Annotated in this window: 16 protein-coding genes and 1 riboswitch; of the genes, 10 read left to right on the forward strand and 6 right to left on the reverse strand. The window is 70.1% G+C overall.

What is annotated here, in order from left to right; translation table 11 throughout:
* Nucleotides 1–65 precede the first annotated feature (65 nt).
* The 10 genes from DJ019_RS19975 (at nucleotide 66) to DJ019_RS20020 (ending at nucleotide 9,346) form a co-directional block, all read left to right on the forward strand.
* Nucleotides 66–1,208 (forward strand): aromatic ring-hydroxylating oxygenase subunit alpha, encoded by a 1,143-nt coding sequence (locus DJ019_RS19975; RefSeq protein WP_111278525.1) that lies wholly within the window; start codon nucleotides 66–68, stop codon nucleotides 1,206–1,208.
* Nucleotides 1,209–1,212: 4 nt separating this feature from the next.
* Nucleotides 1,213–1,755 carry a DUF721 domain-containing protein gene (locus DJ019_RS19980; RefSeq protein ID WP_111278527.1) on the forward strand — a complete coding sequence of 181 codons (543 nt, stop codon included), beginning with the start codon at nucleotides 1,213–1,215 and terminating at the stop codon, nucleotides 1,753–1,755.
* Nucleotides 1,756–1,870: 115 nt separating this feature from the next.
* Nucleotides 1,871–2,494 carry a DsbA family protein gene (locus DJ019_RS19985; protein ID WP_111278529.1) on the forward strand — a complete coding sequence of 208 codons (624 nt, stop codon included), beginning with the start codon at nucleotides 1,871–1,873 and terminating at the stop codon, nucleotides 2,492–2,494.
* 1 nt (nucleotide 2,495) lies between these two features.
* The gene (locus tag DJ019_RS19990) at nucleotides 2,496–3,122 is read left to right on the forward strand and encodes a DsbA family protein (RefSeq protein WP_111278531.1); all 627 of its coding nucleotides are present in this window, start codon (nucleotides 2,496–2,498) and stop codon (nucleotides 3,120–3,122) included.
* A 5-nt stretch (nucleotides 3,123–3,127) separates the two neighbouring features.
* Entirely contained in the window at nucleotides 3,128–6,571 is a 3,444-nt protein-coding gene (locus tag DJ019_RS19995) for an AAA family ATPase (RefSeq protein ID WP_111278533.1), read from the forward strand.
* 165 nt (nucleotides 6,572–6,736) lie between these two features.
* Nucleotides 6,737–7,102, forward strand: a complete 366-nt coding sequence (locus tag DJ019_RS20000; RefSeq protein WP_111278535.1) for an AtpZ/AtpI family protein — start codon at nucleotides 6,737–6,739, stop codon at nucleotides 7,100–7,102.
* Between the two features lie 5 nt (nucleotides 7,103–7,107).
* A complete protein-coding gene (locus tag DJ019_RS20005) occupies nucleotides 7,108–7,899 on the forward strand; it encodes a F0F1 ATP synthase subunit A (protein ID WP_111278537.1) in 792 nt (263 codons plus the stop codon).
* A gap of 41 nt (nucleotides 7,900–7,940) precedes the next feature.
* On the forward strand, nucleotides 7,941–8,165 hold the full coding sequence (locus DJ019_RS20010; RefSeq protein WP_111278539.1) for a F0F1 ATP synthase subunit C: 225 nt from the start codon (nucleotides 7,941–7,943) through the stop codon (nucleotides 8,163–8,165).
* 71 nt (nucleotides 8,166–8,236) lie between these two features.
* Nucleotides 8,237–8,827 carry a F0F1 ATP synthase subunit B family protein gene (locus DJ019_RS20015; protein ID WP_111278541.1) on the forward strand — a complete coding sequence of 197 codons (591 nt, stop codon included), beginning with the start codon at nucleotides 8,237–8,239 and terminating at the stop codon, nucleotides 8,825–8,827.
* A 3-nt stretch (nucleotides 8,828–8,830) separates the two neighbouring features.
* A complete protein-coding gene (locus tag DJ019_RS20020; protein ID WP_111278543.1) occupies nucleotides 8,831–9,346 on the forward strand; it encodes a F0F1 ATP synthase subunit B family protein in 516 nt (171 codons plus the stop codon).
* 300 nt (nucleotides 9,347–9,646) lie between these two features.
* Here DJ019_RS20020 and DJ019_RS20025 read toward each other — a convergent pair whose 3' ends face one another.
* The 6 genes from DJ019_RS20025 to DJ019_RS20050 form a co-directional block, all read right to left on the reverse strand.
* Nucleotides 9,647–10,030 carry a PGPGW domain-containing protein gene (locus DJ019_RS20025; RefSeq protein WP_111278545.1) on the reverse strand — a complete coding sequence of 128 codons (384 nt, stop codon included), beginning with the start codon at nucleotides 10,028–10,030 and terminating at the stop codon, nucleotides 9,647–9,649.
* Nucleotides 10,031–10,244: 214 nt separating this feature from the next.
* On the reverse strand, nucleotides 10,245–11,804 hold the full coding sequence (gene gcvPB / locus DJ019_RS20030) for an aminomethyl-transferring glycine dehydrogenase subunit GcvPB (protein WP_111278547.1): 1,560 nt from the start codon (nucleotides 11,802–11,804) through the stop codon (nucleotides 10,245–10,247).
* A gap of 1 nt (nucleotide 11,805) precedes the next feature.
* Entirely contained in the window at nucleotides 11,806–13,140 is a 1,335-nt protein-coding gene (gene gcvPA / locus DJ019_RS20035; protein ID WP_111278549.1) for an aminomethyl-transferring glycine dehydrogenase subunit GcvPA, read from the reverse strand.
* A gap of 91 nt (nucleotides 13,141–13,231) precedes the next feature.
* Nucleotides 13,232–13,597 (reverse strand): glycine cleavage system protein GcvH, encoded by a 366-nt coding sequence (gene gcvH / locus DJ019_RS20040; RefSeq protein ID WP_111278551.1) that lies wholly within the window; start codon nucleotides 13,595–13,597, stop codon nucleotides 13,232–13,234.
* Between the two features lie 158 nt (nucleotides 13,598–13,755).
* Nucleotides 13,756–14,892: a glycine cleavage system aminomethyltransferase GcvT gene (gene gcvT / locus DJ019_RS20045; protein ID WP_111278553.1), complete on the reverse strand. Its 1,137-nt coding sequence runs from the start codon at nucleotides 14,890–14,892 to the stop codon at nucleotides 13,756–13,758.
* A gap of 188 nt (nucleotides 14,893–15,080) precedes the next feature.
* A riboswitch (glycine riboswitch) is annotated at nucleotides 15,081–15,172 on the reverse strand.
* A gap of 110 nt (nucleotides 15,173–15,282) precedes the next feature.
* Nucleotides 15,283–15,573: a hypothetical protein gene (locus tag DJ019_RS20050; protein WP_111278555.1), complete on the reverse strand. Its 291-nt coding sequence runs from the start codon at nucleotides 15,571–15,573 to the stop codon at nucleotides 15,283–15,285.
* Between the last annotated feature and the right edge of the window lie 564 nt (nucleotides 15,574–16,137).

The raw sequence follows: 16,137 nt of genomic DNA on the forward strand, positions 1-16,137 counted from the left end.
GTCGCGAAACCTTGCTCGACGCGAGGGAAACTCGGCAAGCTTGGCCGTAAGGGAAGGAAACAACGATGCCAGACACGGTGCTTCCGGGCATGTCCGCCGACGAGCTCGCCCTCGCGAGGCGTCCGCTCGAACAGGCCTGGACCCTGCCACCGGCCGCCTATGTGCGGGACGATGTCTATGGCCTGGAGGTCGAGCGCGTCTTCCGACGGACCTGGACCCCCCTGGCCCGCGTCGACCAGCTTCCGGAGCCAGGCGACTACCTGACCGTCGACCTGATGGGACAGCCGCTGCTGGTCGTGCACGGGGCGGACGGGGCGTTCCGGGTGATGTCGAACGTCTGCCTGCACCGCGCGGCCGCGATCGCCGAGGGCTCGGGCCGGCGGAAGCTGTTCACGTGCCCCTACCATTCCTGGGCCTACGACACGGCCGGCCAACTCGTCGCCGCGCCGCTGATGGAGGGCGCCGACGGGTTCGCGCCGGAAGGTTGCCGCCTGCCGCAGGTCCGGACCGAGGTCTGGGAAGGCTTCATCCTGGCCAATCTCGACCCCGAGGCGGAACCGTTCGCCCCGCAGGCCGAGGGGCTCCGAAGCTACTTCGAGCGGTACAACATGGCCGACATGGTGGTGGCGCGGACGCTGACCTACGAGTCCGGCTGGAACTGGAAGGTGCTGGTCGAGAACTTCATGGAGGCCTACCACCACATCGGCCCCCACGCGCAGACCTTCGAGCCCGTGTTCCACGCCCGCGACTCCAAGGTCCCGGACAACGAAGGCCAGCCCTGGTCGATCCTGCACATGCCTGCCGCCGACCCCGCTGCGGCGGGCCATGGCGAGCGGATGGTCCAGGGACTGGAGGACTGGCAGGCGGGCGCGCTGTTCGCCGCGGTGGCCTTCCCGCACTTCATGTTCGCCCTGCACGGCAACGGCATGGCCTGGTACCAGGTCTTTCCGGAGGCGGCGGATCGCCTGGTCCTGAAGATCCACGTCTGCGTCCCGGGCTTCGCGCGCCAACTCCCCGACTACGAGCAGATCGTCGAGGCCTCGGCCCAGTTCACCGACCACATCCACCAGGAAGACATCGCCGCCAACGACCTCGTCTGGCGCGGCCTCACGGCGCCCATGACGCGGCAGGGGCGCCTGTCGCCGCTGGAAGCGTCGATATGGCAGCTCAATCAATGGTGGCTCGGGCGGATGGGCGCGCTAGTCTAGGGGCATGCCCCGCCAGCTCCCCAGCGCCGAGGAAGCCGCCCGCATCCTCGCCCGCAAGCGCACAAGGCCGCCGCATCGGCCACCGCCGCCCGCCGGGCGCGGCCTGTCGCGGCTGGTGAAGGAGCTGGATGCGCGCTTCGGCCAGGGCGCGGGCGCGCTGTCCGCCCGCTGGCGCGAGATCGTCGGCCCCGAAGTGGCCAAGCGGACCGAGCCGGTGAAGCTGATCAAGGGCCGCAACGGCGGACCGTCGACGCTCGAGATCCGGGTCGCAGGCCCCGCGGCGGCGATCATCCAGCACCAGGCGCACGAGATCCTGGCGCGGGTGAACCTGTTCCTGGGGCCGGAGGCGGTGCAGAAGCTGCGGATCGTGCAGGGCCCGCTGCAGCGCGCCGAGACGGCGCCGGCCCCCCGCCGTCGGCAGGCCCCACTGGATGCGGCCGTCGAGGCGAAGCTCGCCGCCGACCTGGCCGCCGCGCCGGAAGGCCGGCTGAAAGACGCCCTGATCGCGCTCGGTCGCGGTGTGATGAGGCGCCGAAACGGCGGTTGACACACAACCGCCGCGGTTCCATCGGCAAGTCCGCGCGGGGCCCCGCAGGCCAGGCCGCTTGGGGCGCGCGGGAATCGCGCTTTAATCCTTCGTTCAGAACTTCCGGAAGGTCCTGATGTCCAACCTCACCCGTCGTCTCGTGATGGTCGCCGCCGCTGCTGGCGCGGCCCTGGCGCTGGCCGGCTGCAACAACGCGGGCGGCGGCGGGTCCGTCTCCGCCGACGCCATGACCATGGGCGACCCGAAGGCGCCGGTGAAGATGGAGGAGTTCGCCTCCACCACCTGCAGCCATTGCGGCAAGTTCGCGGTGGAGGTCTTCCCGGCCTTCAAGGCCAAGTACATCGACACCGGCAAGGTCCAGTACACCTTCCACGAATTCATCACCCCGCCCGAGGCCGTGGCCGTGGCGGGCTTCCTCACGGCCCGCTGCGCCGGCAAGGACAAGTACTTCAGCGTGATCGACGCTCTCTTCCACAGCCAGGAAGAGATGTTCCGCACCGGCGACGCCCGCGGCACGCTGCTCAAGGTCGCCCAGTCGGCCGGCATGACCGAGGAACAGTTCAACGCCTGCGTTTCGGATGAGGCCGCGAACAAGGCCCTCGCCGAGCGGGTGGAGAAGGCCCAGCGCGAGCGCAACATCACGTCCACGCCCACCTTCTTCTTCAACGGCAAGAAGGTGAAGGAAGGCGAGATGACCATGGAAGAGCTGGACGCCGCCGTGGCCGAGGCCTCGAAGTAGCATGTCCGCGCTCACCCGCCGGGCCGCATTGCTGACCGTCGCCGCTGGGGCGGTGGCGGCGGCTGCGCCCGCCGGGGCCGCCGTGAAGGCCGCGCCAGGGGACATGAACCTGGGCAACCCCAAGGCCCCGGTGCACGTGGTCGAGTACCTCTCGCTCACCTGCCCGCACTGCGCCGAATTCCACGCCGAGGTCTTTCCGGCCTTCAAGGCCAAGTACATCGACACGGGCCGCGTCTACTTCACGGTGCGCGAGCTGCTGACGGCCCCGGCCCAGGTGGCCGCGGCGGGCGTGCTCATGGCGCGCTGCAACGGCGGGACGAAGTACTTCCAGGTCGTCGAGGATGTCTTCCGCAGCCAGTCCCGCTGGCAGGCCGGCTCGATCAAGCCGATCTTCGTGGAGATCGCCAAGAAGAACGGCCTGACCGAGGCGCAGTTCGAATCCTGCATCACCGACGAGAAGGCGCAGATCGCGCTGGAGGGGCGGCTGCAGTACGCGACCCAGACCGACAAGGTGACGGGAACGCCGACGTTCATCGTCAACGGGGTGATGCTGGACAACCGCCACGTCCCGACCCTGGCCGATCTGGATGCGGCCATCGGCAAGGCGCTCAAGAGCGGGAGGCGCTGACCGCGGTGCACTTCCAGCGCCTCAGGCTCGCGGGCTTCAAGTCCTTCGTCGATCCGACCGAGTTTCGGATTGAGCCGGGACTCACGGGCATCGTCGGGCCGAACGGGTGCGGGAAGTCGAACCTGCTGGAAGCCCTGCGCTGGGTGATGGGCGCCAATTCCGCCAAGGCGATGCGCGCCGGCGGGATGGACGACGTGATCTTCGCCGGCGCATCCAACCGCCCCTCGCGGAATCACGCCGAAGTCTCGCTGACGATCGACAACTCCGCGCGCCGCGCGCCGCCCGCTTTCAACGATCACCCGGTGATCGAGGTGGTCCGCCGGATCGACCGGGGCGCGGGCTCCACCTACCGGATCAACGGGCGCGAGGTGCGCGCCAAGGACGTCCAGCTCCTGTTCGCCGACGCCTCGACGGGCGCGAGTTCGCCGGCGCTGGTGCGCCAGGGCCAGATCTCGGAGCTGATCGCCGCCAAGCCGCAGAACCGCCGCCTGATCCTGGAAGAGGCGGCGGGCGTGTCCGGCCTGCACTCGCGCCGGCATGAGGCCGAACTGCGACTGCGCGCGGCCGAGACCAACCTGACCCGCCTCGACGACGTGGCGCGCGAGCTGGAGGCCAGCCTGGGCCGGCTCCGGCGCGAGGCCCGGCAGGCCGAGCGCTACAAGAAGCTCTCCGCCGAGATCAGGGCGCTGCAGGGCGCGGTCCTGGTGGCCAAGTGGACGGAAGCCAAGGCGGCGGCCGAGCGCATCACCTCCGAAGCTCACGCCGCGGTGCGGGCGGTGGAGGAGACGGCCCGGGCGGCGGCCGGCGCGACGACCCGCGCAGCCGAGGCCGAAGCGGCGCTGAAGCCGCTGCGCGAGGCCGAGACCATCGCGGCGGCCATCCTCCACAAGCTCGCCATCGACAAGGACCGCCTGGAGCGGGAGGAGGAGGCGCATGCGGCGGAGCTCGCCCGCCTCACCAGCGATCTGGAGCGTATCGACGCCGACCGGGCCCGCGAGGCCCACATCACCGAGGACGCCGAGGTCGCGCTGAAGCGCCTGGCCGCGGACCTGGAGGCGCTGCAGGCGCAGGTCGCCGCCGCGCCCGAGCGGGGGCCGGAGCTGGAGGCCGCCGCTCGCGCAGCCGAGGCCGCCCGCGCCGACGCGGACGCCGAGGTGGAGCGCCTGGCCGGGGAGTTCGCTGCCCAGGAGGCCCAGCGGCGCGCGGCCCAGGCCAGGGTCGAGGAAGCCCAGACGCGGGTGTCCCGCACGCGTCGCGCCCTCGACCAGGCGCGGCAGGAACGCGAGGCGCTGGGCCCGGCGCTGAACCCGCAGGCGGCGGTGGCCAAGGCCACGCTCGAGTCGGCGGAGGCCGCCCTGGCCGCCTCGCGCGCCTCGCTGGATGCGGCTGAGGAGGAACGGGCCCAGGCCACCGAGACCGAGGTCGCGGCGCGGGACGCGGCGCGGAAGCTGGACGAGCAGCTTGGCCGCCTGACCGCGGAAGCCCGGGCGCTGGCCGGCCTGGTCGCCCAGGCCAAGCGGGGCGGGTTTGCGCCCGCGCTCGATTCGGTGGCGCCCGACCGCGGCTATGAGCAGGCGCTCGCCGCGGCTCTGGGCGACGACCTGGACGCCGCCCTCGACCCGGCGGCGCCGGCCTACTGGGGTGGGCGGGATCCCTCCGCTCCCACCTGGCCGCCAGGGGCGACCCCGCTCGCGCCGTTGGTGAGAGCGCCGACGGCGCTGGCCGCGCGCCTGGCATATGTGGCGCTGGTCGATCGCGCCGACGGTGATCGCCTGCAGAAGATGTTGCCGCCTGGCGGGCGGCTGGTCTCGCGGGAAGGTGACCTGTGGCGCTGGGACGGCTTCGTCGCGCGCGCCGAAGCGCCGAAGCCCGCGGCGGTGCGGCTGGAACAGAAGACGCGACTCGCCGAGGTCGAGACCGAAATCGAGACGCTTGACCCCTGCGTGAAGGCCGCGCGCGACACAGCGGCAGCCGCTCTGGCGCGCGTCCGCGCGGCCGACGAGGCCCTGCGCGTCGCCCGCCGTGAGCCGCCCGTGCTGGAGCAGAAAGCCGCCCAGGCGCGGTCCGCCCTGGAGCGGTTCGAGCGCGAAGCGGCGCTGAAGGAAGCCCGGGCGGCTTCGCTGGACGACCTGATCGCGCGGTTCGAGGCGGAGTTCGCGGAACACGAAGCGGCGCTGGCGGCGGTCCAGGCCGAGGCGGCCGGCGGCGCCGAGCCTAGCGGCCTGGCCGAGCGGCTCGCCGTAGCACGCGCGGCGGCTGGTCCGGCCCGCGAGGCCGCAGCGCAGGCGCGCGCGGCCTATGAAATGGAGATTCGCGAACGCGACAGCCGGGCCCGTCGCCTCGAATCACTGACGCGCGAACACGACGACTGGACCCGCCGCGCCGCCGCGGCCGCGGGACGCGTCGGTCACCTCGACGACGCCCGCGCCAAGGCGCACGCCGCGCTGACCGCGGCCCGCAACGCGCCTTCCACGCTGGAGAGCCGCAAGGCCGCGCTGCTGGACGAACTCGCGGCCGCCGAAGCGCGCCGGGCCAAGACCTCCGACGCCTTGGCCGGCGCCGAGCATGAACGGGCCGAGGCGGACCGGGGGCTGCGCGCCGCCGAGGCCGCCGCATCCGAGGCGCGCGAGGTGCGCGCAAGCCTCGCCGCCCATGCCGAGGCGGCCACTCAGCGCCTGCAGGAGGTGTCGGCCAACATTCGCGAAGCCGCCCGGATGGAGCCGGCCGAGCTGGCCCGCAAGCTGGCCGACGAGGCGGTGGCGATTCCCACCGACGCCGAGGGCATGGAAGCCCATCTCTTCAACCTCGAGCGGCAGCGCGAGCAGATCGGGCCGGTGAACCTGCGCGCCGAGGAGGAGGCGGGGGAATTGGCGACCCGTCTTGAGACCATGAACGTGGAGCGAGCGGACCTGACCGGGGCCATCGCGCGCCTCCGGCAGGGAATCGATGAGCTGAACCACGAAGGCCGCGAGCGCCTCACGGCCGCGTTCGGCGTCATCAACGAACACTTCAAGACGCTGTTCGCCGCGCTGTTCCAGGGCGGGCAGGCCGAGCTGCGCCTGGTCGAATCGGACGATCCCCTGGAAGCGGGCCTGGAGATCTACGCCTGTCCGCCCGGCAAGCGCCTCGCCACCATGAGCCTGATGAGCGGCGGCGAGCAGGCTCTGACCGCCTCGGCGCTGATCTTCGCCGTCTTCCTGGCCCAGCCGGCGCCCATCTGCGTCCTGGACGAAGTGGACGCGCCTCTCGACGACGCCAATGTCGACCGCTTCTGCAACATGGTCGACGAGATGTGCCGCCGCACCGAGACCCGTTTCATCGTGATCACCCACAATCCGGTGACGATGGCGCGCACCGATCGCCTGTTCGGGGTGACCATGGCCGAGCGCGGCGTGTCGCAACTCGTCAGCGTCGATCTTCGGCAGGCCGAGGCTATGGCTGCGCAGTGACGTCGGGTCAGGCCGGTCAGACTGTCGCGTGCTCTATAATGTTTAATTAAAACAGAGTTTTAGTGCGAGCGTAAGGCTCCTTGACGCGTCGGGCTCACGCCTATAGGTTCCGCCGCGATCAAGCCGGGGGGGCTCACGTTCTCCCGTAACTCGCATTGCACGTTCATGGCTCCTGCTGACAACGCGCGCGAAGAGGCGCTGAAGCGTCTCGACGAACGGGCGGAGGCACTGGGAGCCCGGACCCAGCGTCCGGTGACGTCGCACGCCGGTGAGCAGGCCATCAGCAAGGCCTATCGCATCATCGCCGAGCTCCTCGGCGGGGTGCTGGTGGGGCTGGCGGCGGGCTTCATCGTCGATCGGGTATTCAACACCACGCCGTGGGGGTTGATTGGGGGAGTCCTTATCGGATTTGCCCTGTCGATCTGGATGGCGCGGCGAACGGCCAACCGCCTGATGGCGATGGCGAGACAAGAGCAAGGATCGGAACCGCTTCCCTCGGTTCCGTTCGATGGCGACGACGAGGAGTCTTAGGGCCGATGGCCGCGAACGACCCGATCCACCAGTTTCAGATCGAAAAGCTCGTCGACTTCGGCGCCGTGAATCTCCCGGTGTTCGGTCGCTCGGAGATCGCATTCACGAACTCGCACCTGGCGATGACGATTGCGTTCGTCGCCCTGGTCGGCTTCCTGTCGCTGGCGACCTCGAAGATGCAGGTCGTTCCCGGCCGGCTGCAGGCCGCTGGAGAAAGTCTCTTCGGCCTCATCGACAATCTGGCCGAGTCCATCATCGGCCACGAGGGCCGCAAGTATTTCCCGTTCATCTTCACGGTGTTCACGTTCATCCTCGCGATGAACATCCTGGGCCTGTTCCTGACGTTCACCGTCACTTCGCAACTCGCGATCACGGCCACCTTTGGCCTGATGACCATCCTCGTGGTGCTGATCGTGGGCTTCGCCAAGAATGGCCTTGGCTTCTTCAAGCTGTTCGTGCCCTCCGGCGTGCCGATCGTGCTGTTGCCGGTGATCGTGGTGATCGAGTTCGTCTCGTTTCTGCTGCGCCCGGTCACCCTCGCCCTTCGTCTCTTCGGCAACATGCTCGGCGGCCACGTCGCCCTGAAGGTGTTCGCCGGCTTCGTCGTGACCCTCGGCGCAATGGCCGCCGGCGGTGGTCTCGGCATCCTCGGCATCCCCGGCGCGGCGCTGTCGCTCAGCATGGTCCTGGGCCTGACGGCGCTGGAGTTCCTGGTCGCCTTCCTGCAGGCGTTCGTCTTCGCCGTGCTGACCTGCATCTACCTCAACGACGTGGTCAATCTCGGCCACGGTCACTGAAGCCAACTCCTACACCCACCACTTCTTAGGACGAGAATCCCATGGAAATCGAAGCTGCTAAGCAAATCGGCGCCGGTCTCGCGACGCTGGGCATGATCGGCGCCGGCATCGGCGTCGGCAACATCTTCGGCAACTTCCTGTCGGCCGCCGTGCGCAACCCCTCGGCCGCCGCCAGCCAGATCGGCAACCTGTTCGTCGGCGCGGCGCTGGCCGAAGCCCTCGGCATTCTGGCGTTCGTTCTGGGCATCCTGCTGAAGTTCGGCTGATCCACTAGGACCACGGCGCGGAGGTTCCGATCGGGACCCCGCGCAATCTGCCGATCCCGGAGCTTCCCAGAATGGCCGTAGAGACCGAAAGCGCGACCCACGCGGTCGTTGCCGAACACCCGCCAGGGACGGCGGGCGCGACCGAGCACGCCGCCACAACGGCCGCCGAGCACAGCGCGGGTCTGCCGCAGTTCCAGACCGAGCATTGGGCGGGCCAGATCGCCTACCTGCTCGTCCTGTTCGCGGTCCTGTATGTCCTGATTTCGAAGGTCTTCGCCCCGCGTATGCGGCGCGTGCTCGACGAGCGTACGACCACCATCCAGGAAGCTCTGAGCAGCGCTCGCGCTGTTCAGGCCGAAGCCGACAATCAGGCCGAGGCCGCCCGGCGCGCCCTGGCCGAGGCGCGCGCCTCCGCCCAGCGGACCGCCGCCGAAGCCAGCGCCAAGGCCGCCGCCGAGACCGCCGCCCGCAAGGCCGAGCTCGACGCCGAACTCGGCGCGAAGCAGGCCGAGGCGGAGGGGCGTATCCGCGCCGCTCGTGACGCGGCCATGCAGCAGCTCGCCGAAGTGGCCACCGACGCCGCCGAAGCGATGTTGCAAAAGCTCACCGGCGCCAAGGCGTCTCGCGAGGCGGTCACTGCCGCCGTCAAGAGCCAGGGATAATCCATGCCCGCCTTCTTCCACGCCGCGTTTTGGGATCTCGCCAACCCCGAGCTATGGGTCGGCGTTGGTCTGATCGCCTTCATCGCCATTCTGTGGCGGGCTGGCGCGCTCCACATGGCGGGAGCCGCGCTCGACTCCAAGGCCGCCAAGATCAAGGTCGACCTGGACGAAGCCGCCCGCATCCGTGCGGACGCCGAAGCCCTGCTGGCCGACATCAATAAGCAACGGGCTGACGCCGAGGCGCAGGCCAAGGCGATGATCGAGACCGCCCAGATCCAGGCCCAGCAACTGGCCGCGGACGCCAAGGCCAAGCTCCAGGACGAGCTCGCCCGTCGCACGCGTATCGCCGAGGCCAAGATCGAAGCCGCGCAGGCCGAGGCGGCCGCGCAGGTGCGCGCCGCCGCCATCGACCTGGCAGCACGCGCGACCGAGAACGTGCTGGCCCAGAACCTGGCCGGCGTGAAGACCGACCCGCTGATCGACAAGGCGATCAGCGAGATGGCGACCAAGCTGCAATAGGCAGACCAGATCGGGCCTGCGCGCGTCTCAGCTCTCCTGAGACCGCCGCCCGTGGCCGGGCCGTGGCGTTGGGGAACGACGCGGTCCGCGACCTGTCCACGAACCCCACAACGCACGACATCGTCCGCGACGCCCTTTCTGGGGAGGCGTGTCAAACACGGACCATCTTCGCCGTTGTGGGGTTCGTGGACGCCCTAACCCGCCAGGGATTCGCACCCAAAGGCCGCCACGGCCGAGCGCAGCCAGACGGCAGCGCTCAACTAGGCACGCGCCAGCGGAGGTGCGTGTGCGGAGCGGTGATCAGCGCCGACGGAAGCGTCGGCGGAGCGGTTTCACGAACCGCGCCCGCCGGGGAAGCATCACCCGCTCGACCCGCAGCGTCTGCTGATAGAACAGCGCCATGAACTCCGGGTCGCGCCGCAGCAGGCGGCGCAGGGGTGAAATCACCTTCGGGTGCGCGCGCTGCAGCTTCACGAACTGCCGCCGGGCCTTGAACGAGTTCTTGAGGACGATCATCAGGCCCACCACGATCACGGGAATGCCGCCTGGACCGGGGAGAGGCGCGATCAGAACCCCGCCCGCGATGATCGCGAAGCCAAGCACCACCAGCCCGGCCCGCTTGATGCGGCCGGCCACTTCGCGCGCGAAGTCGTCCGTGGCGCGATAGGCGCGCAAAGAGGGCATGGCAAAAGACACGGGGTTAGTCCTGGGGAGCGCGCGTCAGGTGGGGAGGCCCCGACGTCGCCCTTCTCATATGCGTACGTACCGGAGACTCGTAAAGACGACGTGCCCGTTAAATTTTCCTAACGCGCGCTATTCACGCCCTGATGGCGCCGAAGCCACAGTCCGATGTCTCGGCGCCACGGTTAAGCCGCAGAACCTTCACCGGGCCTGCACATCAGGCGCCGCCGGCGGGATCCGGCTTCCACGCGAGCTTGGGCTTCCGGGCCGCCAAGGTCTCATCGAGCCGCCGCAGCGGAGCCAGGTGGGGAGCGCCCTTGAATCGGTCCTTGTCGTTGCCCTTGGCGGCCACCGCCAGGGCGCGGAGCGCCTCGCAGAAGCGGTCCAACTCGGCCTTGGACTCCGTCTCGGTCGGCTCGATCAGCATCGCCCCGTGGACCACGAGCGGGAAGTACATGGTCATGGGGTGGAAGCCCTCGTCGATCATCGCCTTGGCGAAGTCGAGCGTGCTCACCCCCGTGCCCTCCAGCCAGGCGTCGTCGAACAGCGCTTCGTGCATGCACGGCCCGTCCGGGAAGGCCGGCGACATGACGTCGCACAGCCGAGCTTTGACGTAGTTGGCGTTGAGGACCGCGTCCTCCGCGACCTGGCGCAGGCCATCCGCGCCGTGGCTCAGCATGTAGGCGTAGGCGCGGACGAACATGCCCATCTGGCCGTGGAAGGCGGACATGCGGCCGAAGGCCTGGGCAGCGGGGCCGGTGGCTTCCTCGGCTAGACGAAGGCCGTCGGAGCCGGAGACCACCCACGGGGCGGGCGCGAAGGGGGCGAGGGCTTCGGACAGCACGACGGGACCCGCGCCGGGACCGCCACCGCCGTGGGGGGTGGAGAAGGTCTTGTGCAGGTTGATGTGCATGGCGTCGACGCCCAGGTCGCCGGGGCGGACGCGGCCGACGATGGCGTTGAAGTTGGCCCCGTCGCAGTAGAAGTAGGCGCCGGCGGCGTGAGTGAGTTTAGCGATTTCAATAATATCGCGCTCGAAGAGGCCGCAGGTGTTGGGGTTGGTCACCATGATGGCGGCGACGTCGGGGCCGAGCTTGGACTCCAGGTCGGCGAGGTCGACGCGGCCGTCCTCGGTCTGGGCGATCTCCTGCACCGCGTAGCCCACGAAGGCGGCGGTGGCCGGGTTGGTGCCGTGGGCGGAGGTGGGGACGAGGACGGTCCGGCGGTGGCCCTGGCCGGCGGCCTCGTGGGCGGCCTTGATGCAGAGCAGGCCGCAGAGCTCGCCGTGGGCGCCGGCCTTGGGCGACAGCGCCACGGCGGGCATCCCGGTCAGCGTCTTCAGCCAGTGGGCCAGGCGGTCCATCAGCGCGAGCGCGCCCTGAACGGTCGAGACCGGCTGCAGCGGGTGGATGTCGGAGAAGCCGGCCAGGCGCGCGGCCTTCTCGTTGAGCCGCGGGTTGTGCTTCATGGTGCACGAGCCGAGCGGATAGAGCGCCAGGTCGATGGCGTGGTTCTTCTGGCTGAGGCGCACGTAGTGGCGCACGGCCTCGGGCTCGGAGAGGCCGGGCAGGGCGACCGCCTCGCGCGTCAGGCCGGCCAGATCCGAGGCGTCGGCCGACGCCGCCGGCAGGTCGACGCCGGTCTTGCTCCAGCCGCCGAGTTCGAAGATCAGCGGCTCGTCCTGCAGGAGGCCGCGGCCGCCGGCGAGGGAGGTGAAGCCCTGGGCGGAGGTCTCGGCGTCGGGACGGGTGGGACGGCCCACGTTCTGCATGGTCATCTCAGGCGGCCTTCAGGGCGGCGGCGAGGGCCGCGATGTCTTGGGAGGTGGTGGTCTCGGTGGCGGCGAGCAGCAGGACGTCGTCCAGGCCGGCCGCCGGATCGAGGCGCGAGAACGGCACGCCGGCGACGACGCCGCGGGCCAGCAGGGCCTCGACCAGGGCCGCGGCGGGGCCCTTGGTCCGCACCGCGATCTCATTGAAGAACCGGGGCGTCAGCACCTCCAGCCCAGCGGCCTCCACCGTCGCCTTCAGCTCGCGCGCCCGGGCGTGGTTCACCTCGGCCAGCCGCCGCAGACCCACGCCGCCCAGCAGCGACATGTGGATCGAGAAGGCCAGGGCGCAGAGGCCCGAGTTGGTGCAGATGTTGGAGGTCGCCTTCTCGCGGCGGATGTGCTGCTCGCGGGTCGACAGCGTGAGCACGTAGCCGCGCCGGCCGTCGGCGTCGACGGTCTCGCCGCAGAGGCGGCCGGGCATGCTGCGCACCAGCTTCTCGCGCACCGCGAAGAGGCCGACGTAGGGGCCGCCGAAGTTCAGGGCGTTGCCGATCGACTGGCCCTCGGCCACGGCGATGTCGGCGCCCATTTCGCCGGGCGACTTCAGGAGGCCGAACGAGACGGCCTCGGTCGTGACGACGATCAGCAGGGCGCCCTTGGCGTGGGCCGCCTCGGCGATCTTCGCGACGTCGGTGACCACGCCGAAGACGTTGGGCGTCTGGACGACGACGCAGGCGGTGTGCTCGTCGATGGCGTCGATGACCGCGGCCTCGGCGTCGATCGCCGCCTTCTGGCGGACGATCTGCATCCCCTCGGCGTGGGCGATGGTCTGGGTGGTCGCCGCGTAGTGCGGGTGCAGGCCGCCGGACAGGATCGCCTTCTCGCGGCGCGTGACGCGCTGGGCCATCATCACGGCCTCGGCGCAGGCGGTGGAGCCGTCGTACATCGAGGCGTTGGCCACGTCGAGGCCGGTCAGGGCCGCCACCTGGGTCTGGAATTCGAACAGCACCTGCAGCGTGCCCTGGGCGATCTCGGGCTGGTAGGGCGTGTAGCTGGTCAGGAACTCCGACCGCTGGATGATGTGGTCCACCGTCGCCGGCACGTGGTGGCGATAGGCGCCCGCGCCGCAGAAGAACGGCCCCGAGCCGGCGGTGCGGTTCATGGCCGCCAGGGCCGAAAGCTCGCGCTCCACCTCCAGCTCGCCGGCATGGTGCGGCAGGTCCACCGGCCCCGGCAGGCGGGCGGCGGCCGGCACGTCGGCGAACAGGGCGTCCACGTCGGGCGCGCCGATGACGCCGAGCATCTCGGCGCGGTCGTCGGGAGTGAGGGGCAGGTATCGCATGGCGGTCTCTTCTCTCCGCTCGTTCCCGCGAAGGCGGGAATCCAGGCGGCGATTCAGCTTGGGTCCCCGCCTGCGCGGGGACGAGCGGGTGTTACTGGGTCGCCAGGAAGGCTTCGTAGGCGTCGCGGTCCATGAGCTTTTCGTACTCGGACGGATCGGCGACCTTGATCTTCGCGAACCAGCCGCCGGCCTCGGGCTCGGCGTTGACGGTCTCGGGCGCGTCGCCCAGGGCCGTGTTGCCCTCGATCACCTCGCCCGAGATCGGGGCGTAGACGTCGGACGCGGCCTTGACGCTCTCGACCACCGCGAAGGCGTCGCCGGCTTTCACGGCCTTGCCGGCTTCCGGCGTCTCGACGAACACGACGTCGCCGAGCTGTTCGGCGGCGTGGGCGGTGATGCCGATGGTGGCCACGTCGCCCTCGAGGACGACCCACTCGTGATCCTTGGTGAAGCGCATTAGGTATCTCCTAGAAGCGGGTGTGGGCGCCGGAGGCGCTGTCGTTCTGAACCACGGACCATCGCGGACCATCACGGACGACGCGGCGCTGTCCGTGCTGGTCCGCGATGGTCCGTGGTCCGATCTGTCGGCGCTGCGCGCCCGAGATGAGCATGGTCCTAGGCCTTGCGCGCGTAGCGGTGGGGGACGAAGGGGCTGGACACGACTTCGGCGGCCTGGGGCTTGCCGCGGACGATGACCTTGAGCTGCGTGCCCACGGCCTTGAAGGCGGGCGGGACGAAGGCGAGCGCGATGCCCGCCTTCAGGCAAGGCGAATAGCCGCCGGAGGTGACCACACCGATCACATTGCCTTCGCCGTCGGCGACTTCGGCGCCTTCGCGCGCCGGGGCGCCTTCCAGCACCTTCAGGCAGACCTTAGTGCGGGTGGTCCCTTCCGCCAGCTCCTTCACGATCCGGGCCGCGCCCGGGAAGTCGCGCTGCTCGCGGCGGTTCTTGTTGATCGCAAAGGTCAGGCCCGCCTCGACCGGGCTCACCGTCTCGTCCAGGTCGTGGCCGTAGAGCGGCAGGCCGGCCTCCAGGCGCAGGGAATCGCGGGCGCCGAGGCCGATCGGCTTCACCCGCGGGTCGGACAGCAGGAGGTTCCAGACCCGCACCGCCTCGGACGCCGGGACCGAGATCTCGTAGCCGTCCTCGCCGGTGTAGCCCGAGCGGGAGATGATGAGGTCGGTCCCGAAGCCGGGCATCGACCGGATGTCCATGAACACCATTTCGGCGGCGGCGGGCACGTGAGCCTGGACCACCGCGGCGGCCTCCGGGCCCTGGATGGCCATCAGCGCCCGGTCCTCCAGGCGCTCGATCGTCACCTGGCCGGCCAGCTCGTCGTCGATGACCTTGAAGTCATTGTCCTTGCAGGCCCCGTTGACCACCACGAACAGGCCGTCGGTGACCTGGCCGTCGGGGGCGGTCGGGCGGCCGGCCATCAGGTCGTCGACGATCCCGCCCTTGTGGTTCAGCAGCACGGAATATTTCTGCTTGCCGGGCTTCAGGCCGATGAAGTCGCCGGGGACCACCTCCTCGAAGGCCGACAGCGGCGAGACCCCGCGAAGGCGGGCCTGGCCCATGTGGGAGACGTCGAACAGGCCGGCGTGCTCGCGGGTCCACAGGTGCTCCTTCAGCACGCCGTCGGCGTACTGGATCGGCATATGGTGCCCGGCGAATGGCGCCATGCGGGCGCCGAGGGCGATGTGCGCCTCGGTGAGCGGGGTGGTCTTCAGGTCTTGGGCGTTGTCGGACACGTGGGACTCCGGCTGACGATCCGGCGCGCAGCAAGGTCCCTCCCGATCGGGACAGACCCTCGCCTCGCGCGCCCCCGCTGTCCTCTGAGCCTGAGAGATTTCGGGTCTCGCCGATGGTCCGGCGGGCCCTCTGCTCCTTCGGCGTCCCGCTACGCCCAAAGGCGCAGGAGGAACTTTCCAGCGTTCATCAGCCCGTCGCGGTCCTTTTGCCTGAGCGTTTCCGGGGCGGTTGCGCCTTCGGCGCCGGAGGCGAAGCCCCGGCCTCTCCCGCGAGAGTTGGAGCGGTTGTGGCGGCGGGGGCGGGGGGAGTCAATGGTGGGGTGGGGGGGGCGCGTGTCTGCTGGTGGCGCGATGCGGTCGAAATCTCATCGTTTAGCCATCCGCGCATGTTCAAAGCAGCATCAGCGCCGCGAACGCCATCCAGGGCAGCAACCCGAGTCCAAAGACCAGTCGCCACGTCCACGGCTCGCCGCGTCGCCAGACGAGCAGCATCAGCGCATACAGCGCCACAAGAGGATGCGCGCCGACCATCCACCCCAATGGCGCACCACCCGGTGCCGTCGAGAACATCAGCAGGAACACGTTCGGGACCATGCTGGATATCAAGAGCAGGATGACGACCGCCCGCCCGATGAGTCGGAGCCCACGCTGACGTCTGGATGTCGCGCCGTTCTCGGTCACGCCCCTTCTCCTGGTGGCCGCAAGCTAAGGGGATACCTAGCCTCAATCCTACAGCGCTGCCGATAGGAGAGCTCGCCTCCGCCCCCACCGCAGCGTGCCAGCCTCTTCCGCTTCCTCAAGGACGGCGCGGGCGCGCCGCCGCGGGGCGGTCGCGCGGTCGCGCTGGATCCTTGACCAAGCTCCAGAGGCCGGCCGGGGTTGGCCGTGGGCTTCAGGGTGGGGTGCGTCCTGGCGGACCTGCGCCGTCGCGGGGTGGCGTTTCACCTCCCCTGCGGAGCGGGGGAGGGGGACCGGTCGCCGAGCGTAGCGAAGAGCGGCTGGTGGAGGGGGCGAGCGTCGGCGCCGGGGAGGCGAGGTCGTCGCACCTCCGACGCTGAGCGGGTCGTCGATCCTCTGTGGGCGGGGCTCGCCCCCTCCACCCCGCGCTCTGCGGCGCGCGGTCCCCCTTGTTTGTTGGCTGGCTGCTACAGTGGCGACGTCTTCCGGGACGCCCGCCTGGCGTAGCCGCGCCAGGCGGGCTGTCGGTGGAGGGGCCGTGTCCCCCAGAGCCTTACGGCTGCGCGG

This window comes from Phenylobacterium kunshanense (assembly GCF_003254525.1).
Taxonomy (GTDB): Bacteria; Pseudomonadota; Alphaproteobacteria; order Caulobacterales; family Caulobacteraceae; genus Phenylobacterium; species Phenylobacterium kunshanense.

Coding starts and splice junctions, on each gene's coding strand:
- DJ019_RS19975 (WP_111278525.1), top strand. CDS start 66: ATGCCAGACACGGTGCTTCCGGGCATGTCCGCCGACGAGCTCGCCCTC.
- DJ019_RS19980 (WP_111278527.1), top strand. CDS start 1,213: ATGCCCCGCCAGCTCCCCAGCGCCGAGGAAGCCGCCCGCATCCTCGCC.
- DJ019_RS19985 (WP_111278529.1), top strand. CDS start 1,871: ATGTCCAACCTCACCCGTCGTCTCGTGATGGTCGCCGCCGCTGCTGGC.
- DJ019_RS19990 (WP_111278531.1), top strand. CDS start 2,496: ATGTCCGCGCTCACCCGCCGGGCCGCATTGCTGACCGTCGCCGCTGGG.
- DJ019_RS20000 (WP_111278535.1), top strand. CDS start 6,737: ATGGCTCCTGCTGACAACGCGCGCGAAGAGGCGCTGAAGCGTCTCGAC.
- DJ019_RS20005 (WP_111278537.1), top strand. CDS start 7,108: ATGGCCGCGAACGACCCGATCCACCAGTTTCAGATCGAAAAGCTCGTC.
- DJ019_RS20010 (WP_111278539.1), top strand. CDS start 7,941: ATGGAAATCGAAGCTGCTAAGCAAATCGGCGCCGGTCTCGCGACGCTG.
- DJ019_RS20015 (WP_111278541.1), top strand. CDS start 8,237: ATGGCCGTAGAGACCGAAAGCGCGACCCACGCGGTCGTTGCCGAACAC.
- DJ019_RS20020 (WP_111278543.1), top strand. CDS start 8,831: ATGCCCGCCTTCTTCCACGCCGCGTTTTGGGATCTCGCCAACCCCGAG.
- DJ019_RS20025 (WP_111278545.1), bottom strand. CDS start 10,030: ATGCCCTCTTTGCGCGCCTATCGCGCCACGGACGACTTCGCGCGCGAA.
- gcvPB (WP_111278547.1), bottom strand. CDS start 11,804: ATGACCATGCAGAACGTGGGCCGTCCCACCCGTCCCGACGCCGAGACC.
- gcvPA (WP_111278549.1), bottom strand. CDS start 13,140: ATGCGATACCTGCCCCTCACTCCCGACGACCGCGCCGAGATGCTCGGC.
- gcvH (WP_111278551.1), bottom strand. CDS start 13,597: ATGCGCTTCACCAAGGATCACGAGTGGGTCGTCCTCGAGGGCGACGTG.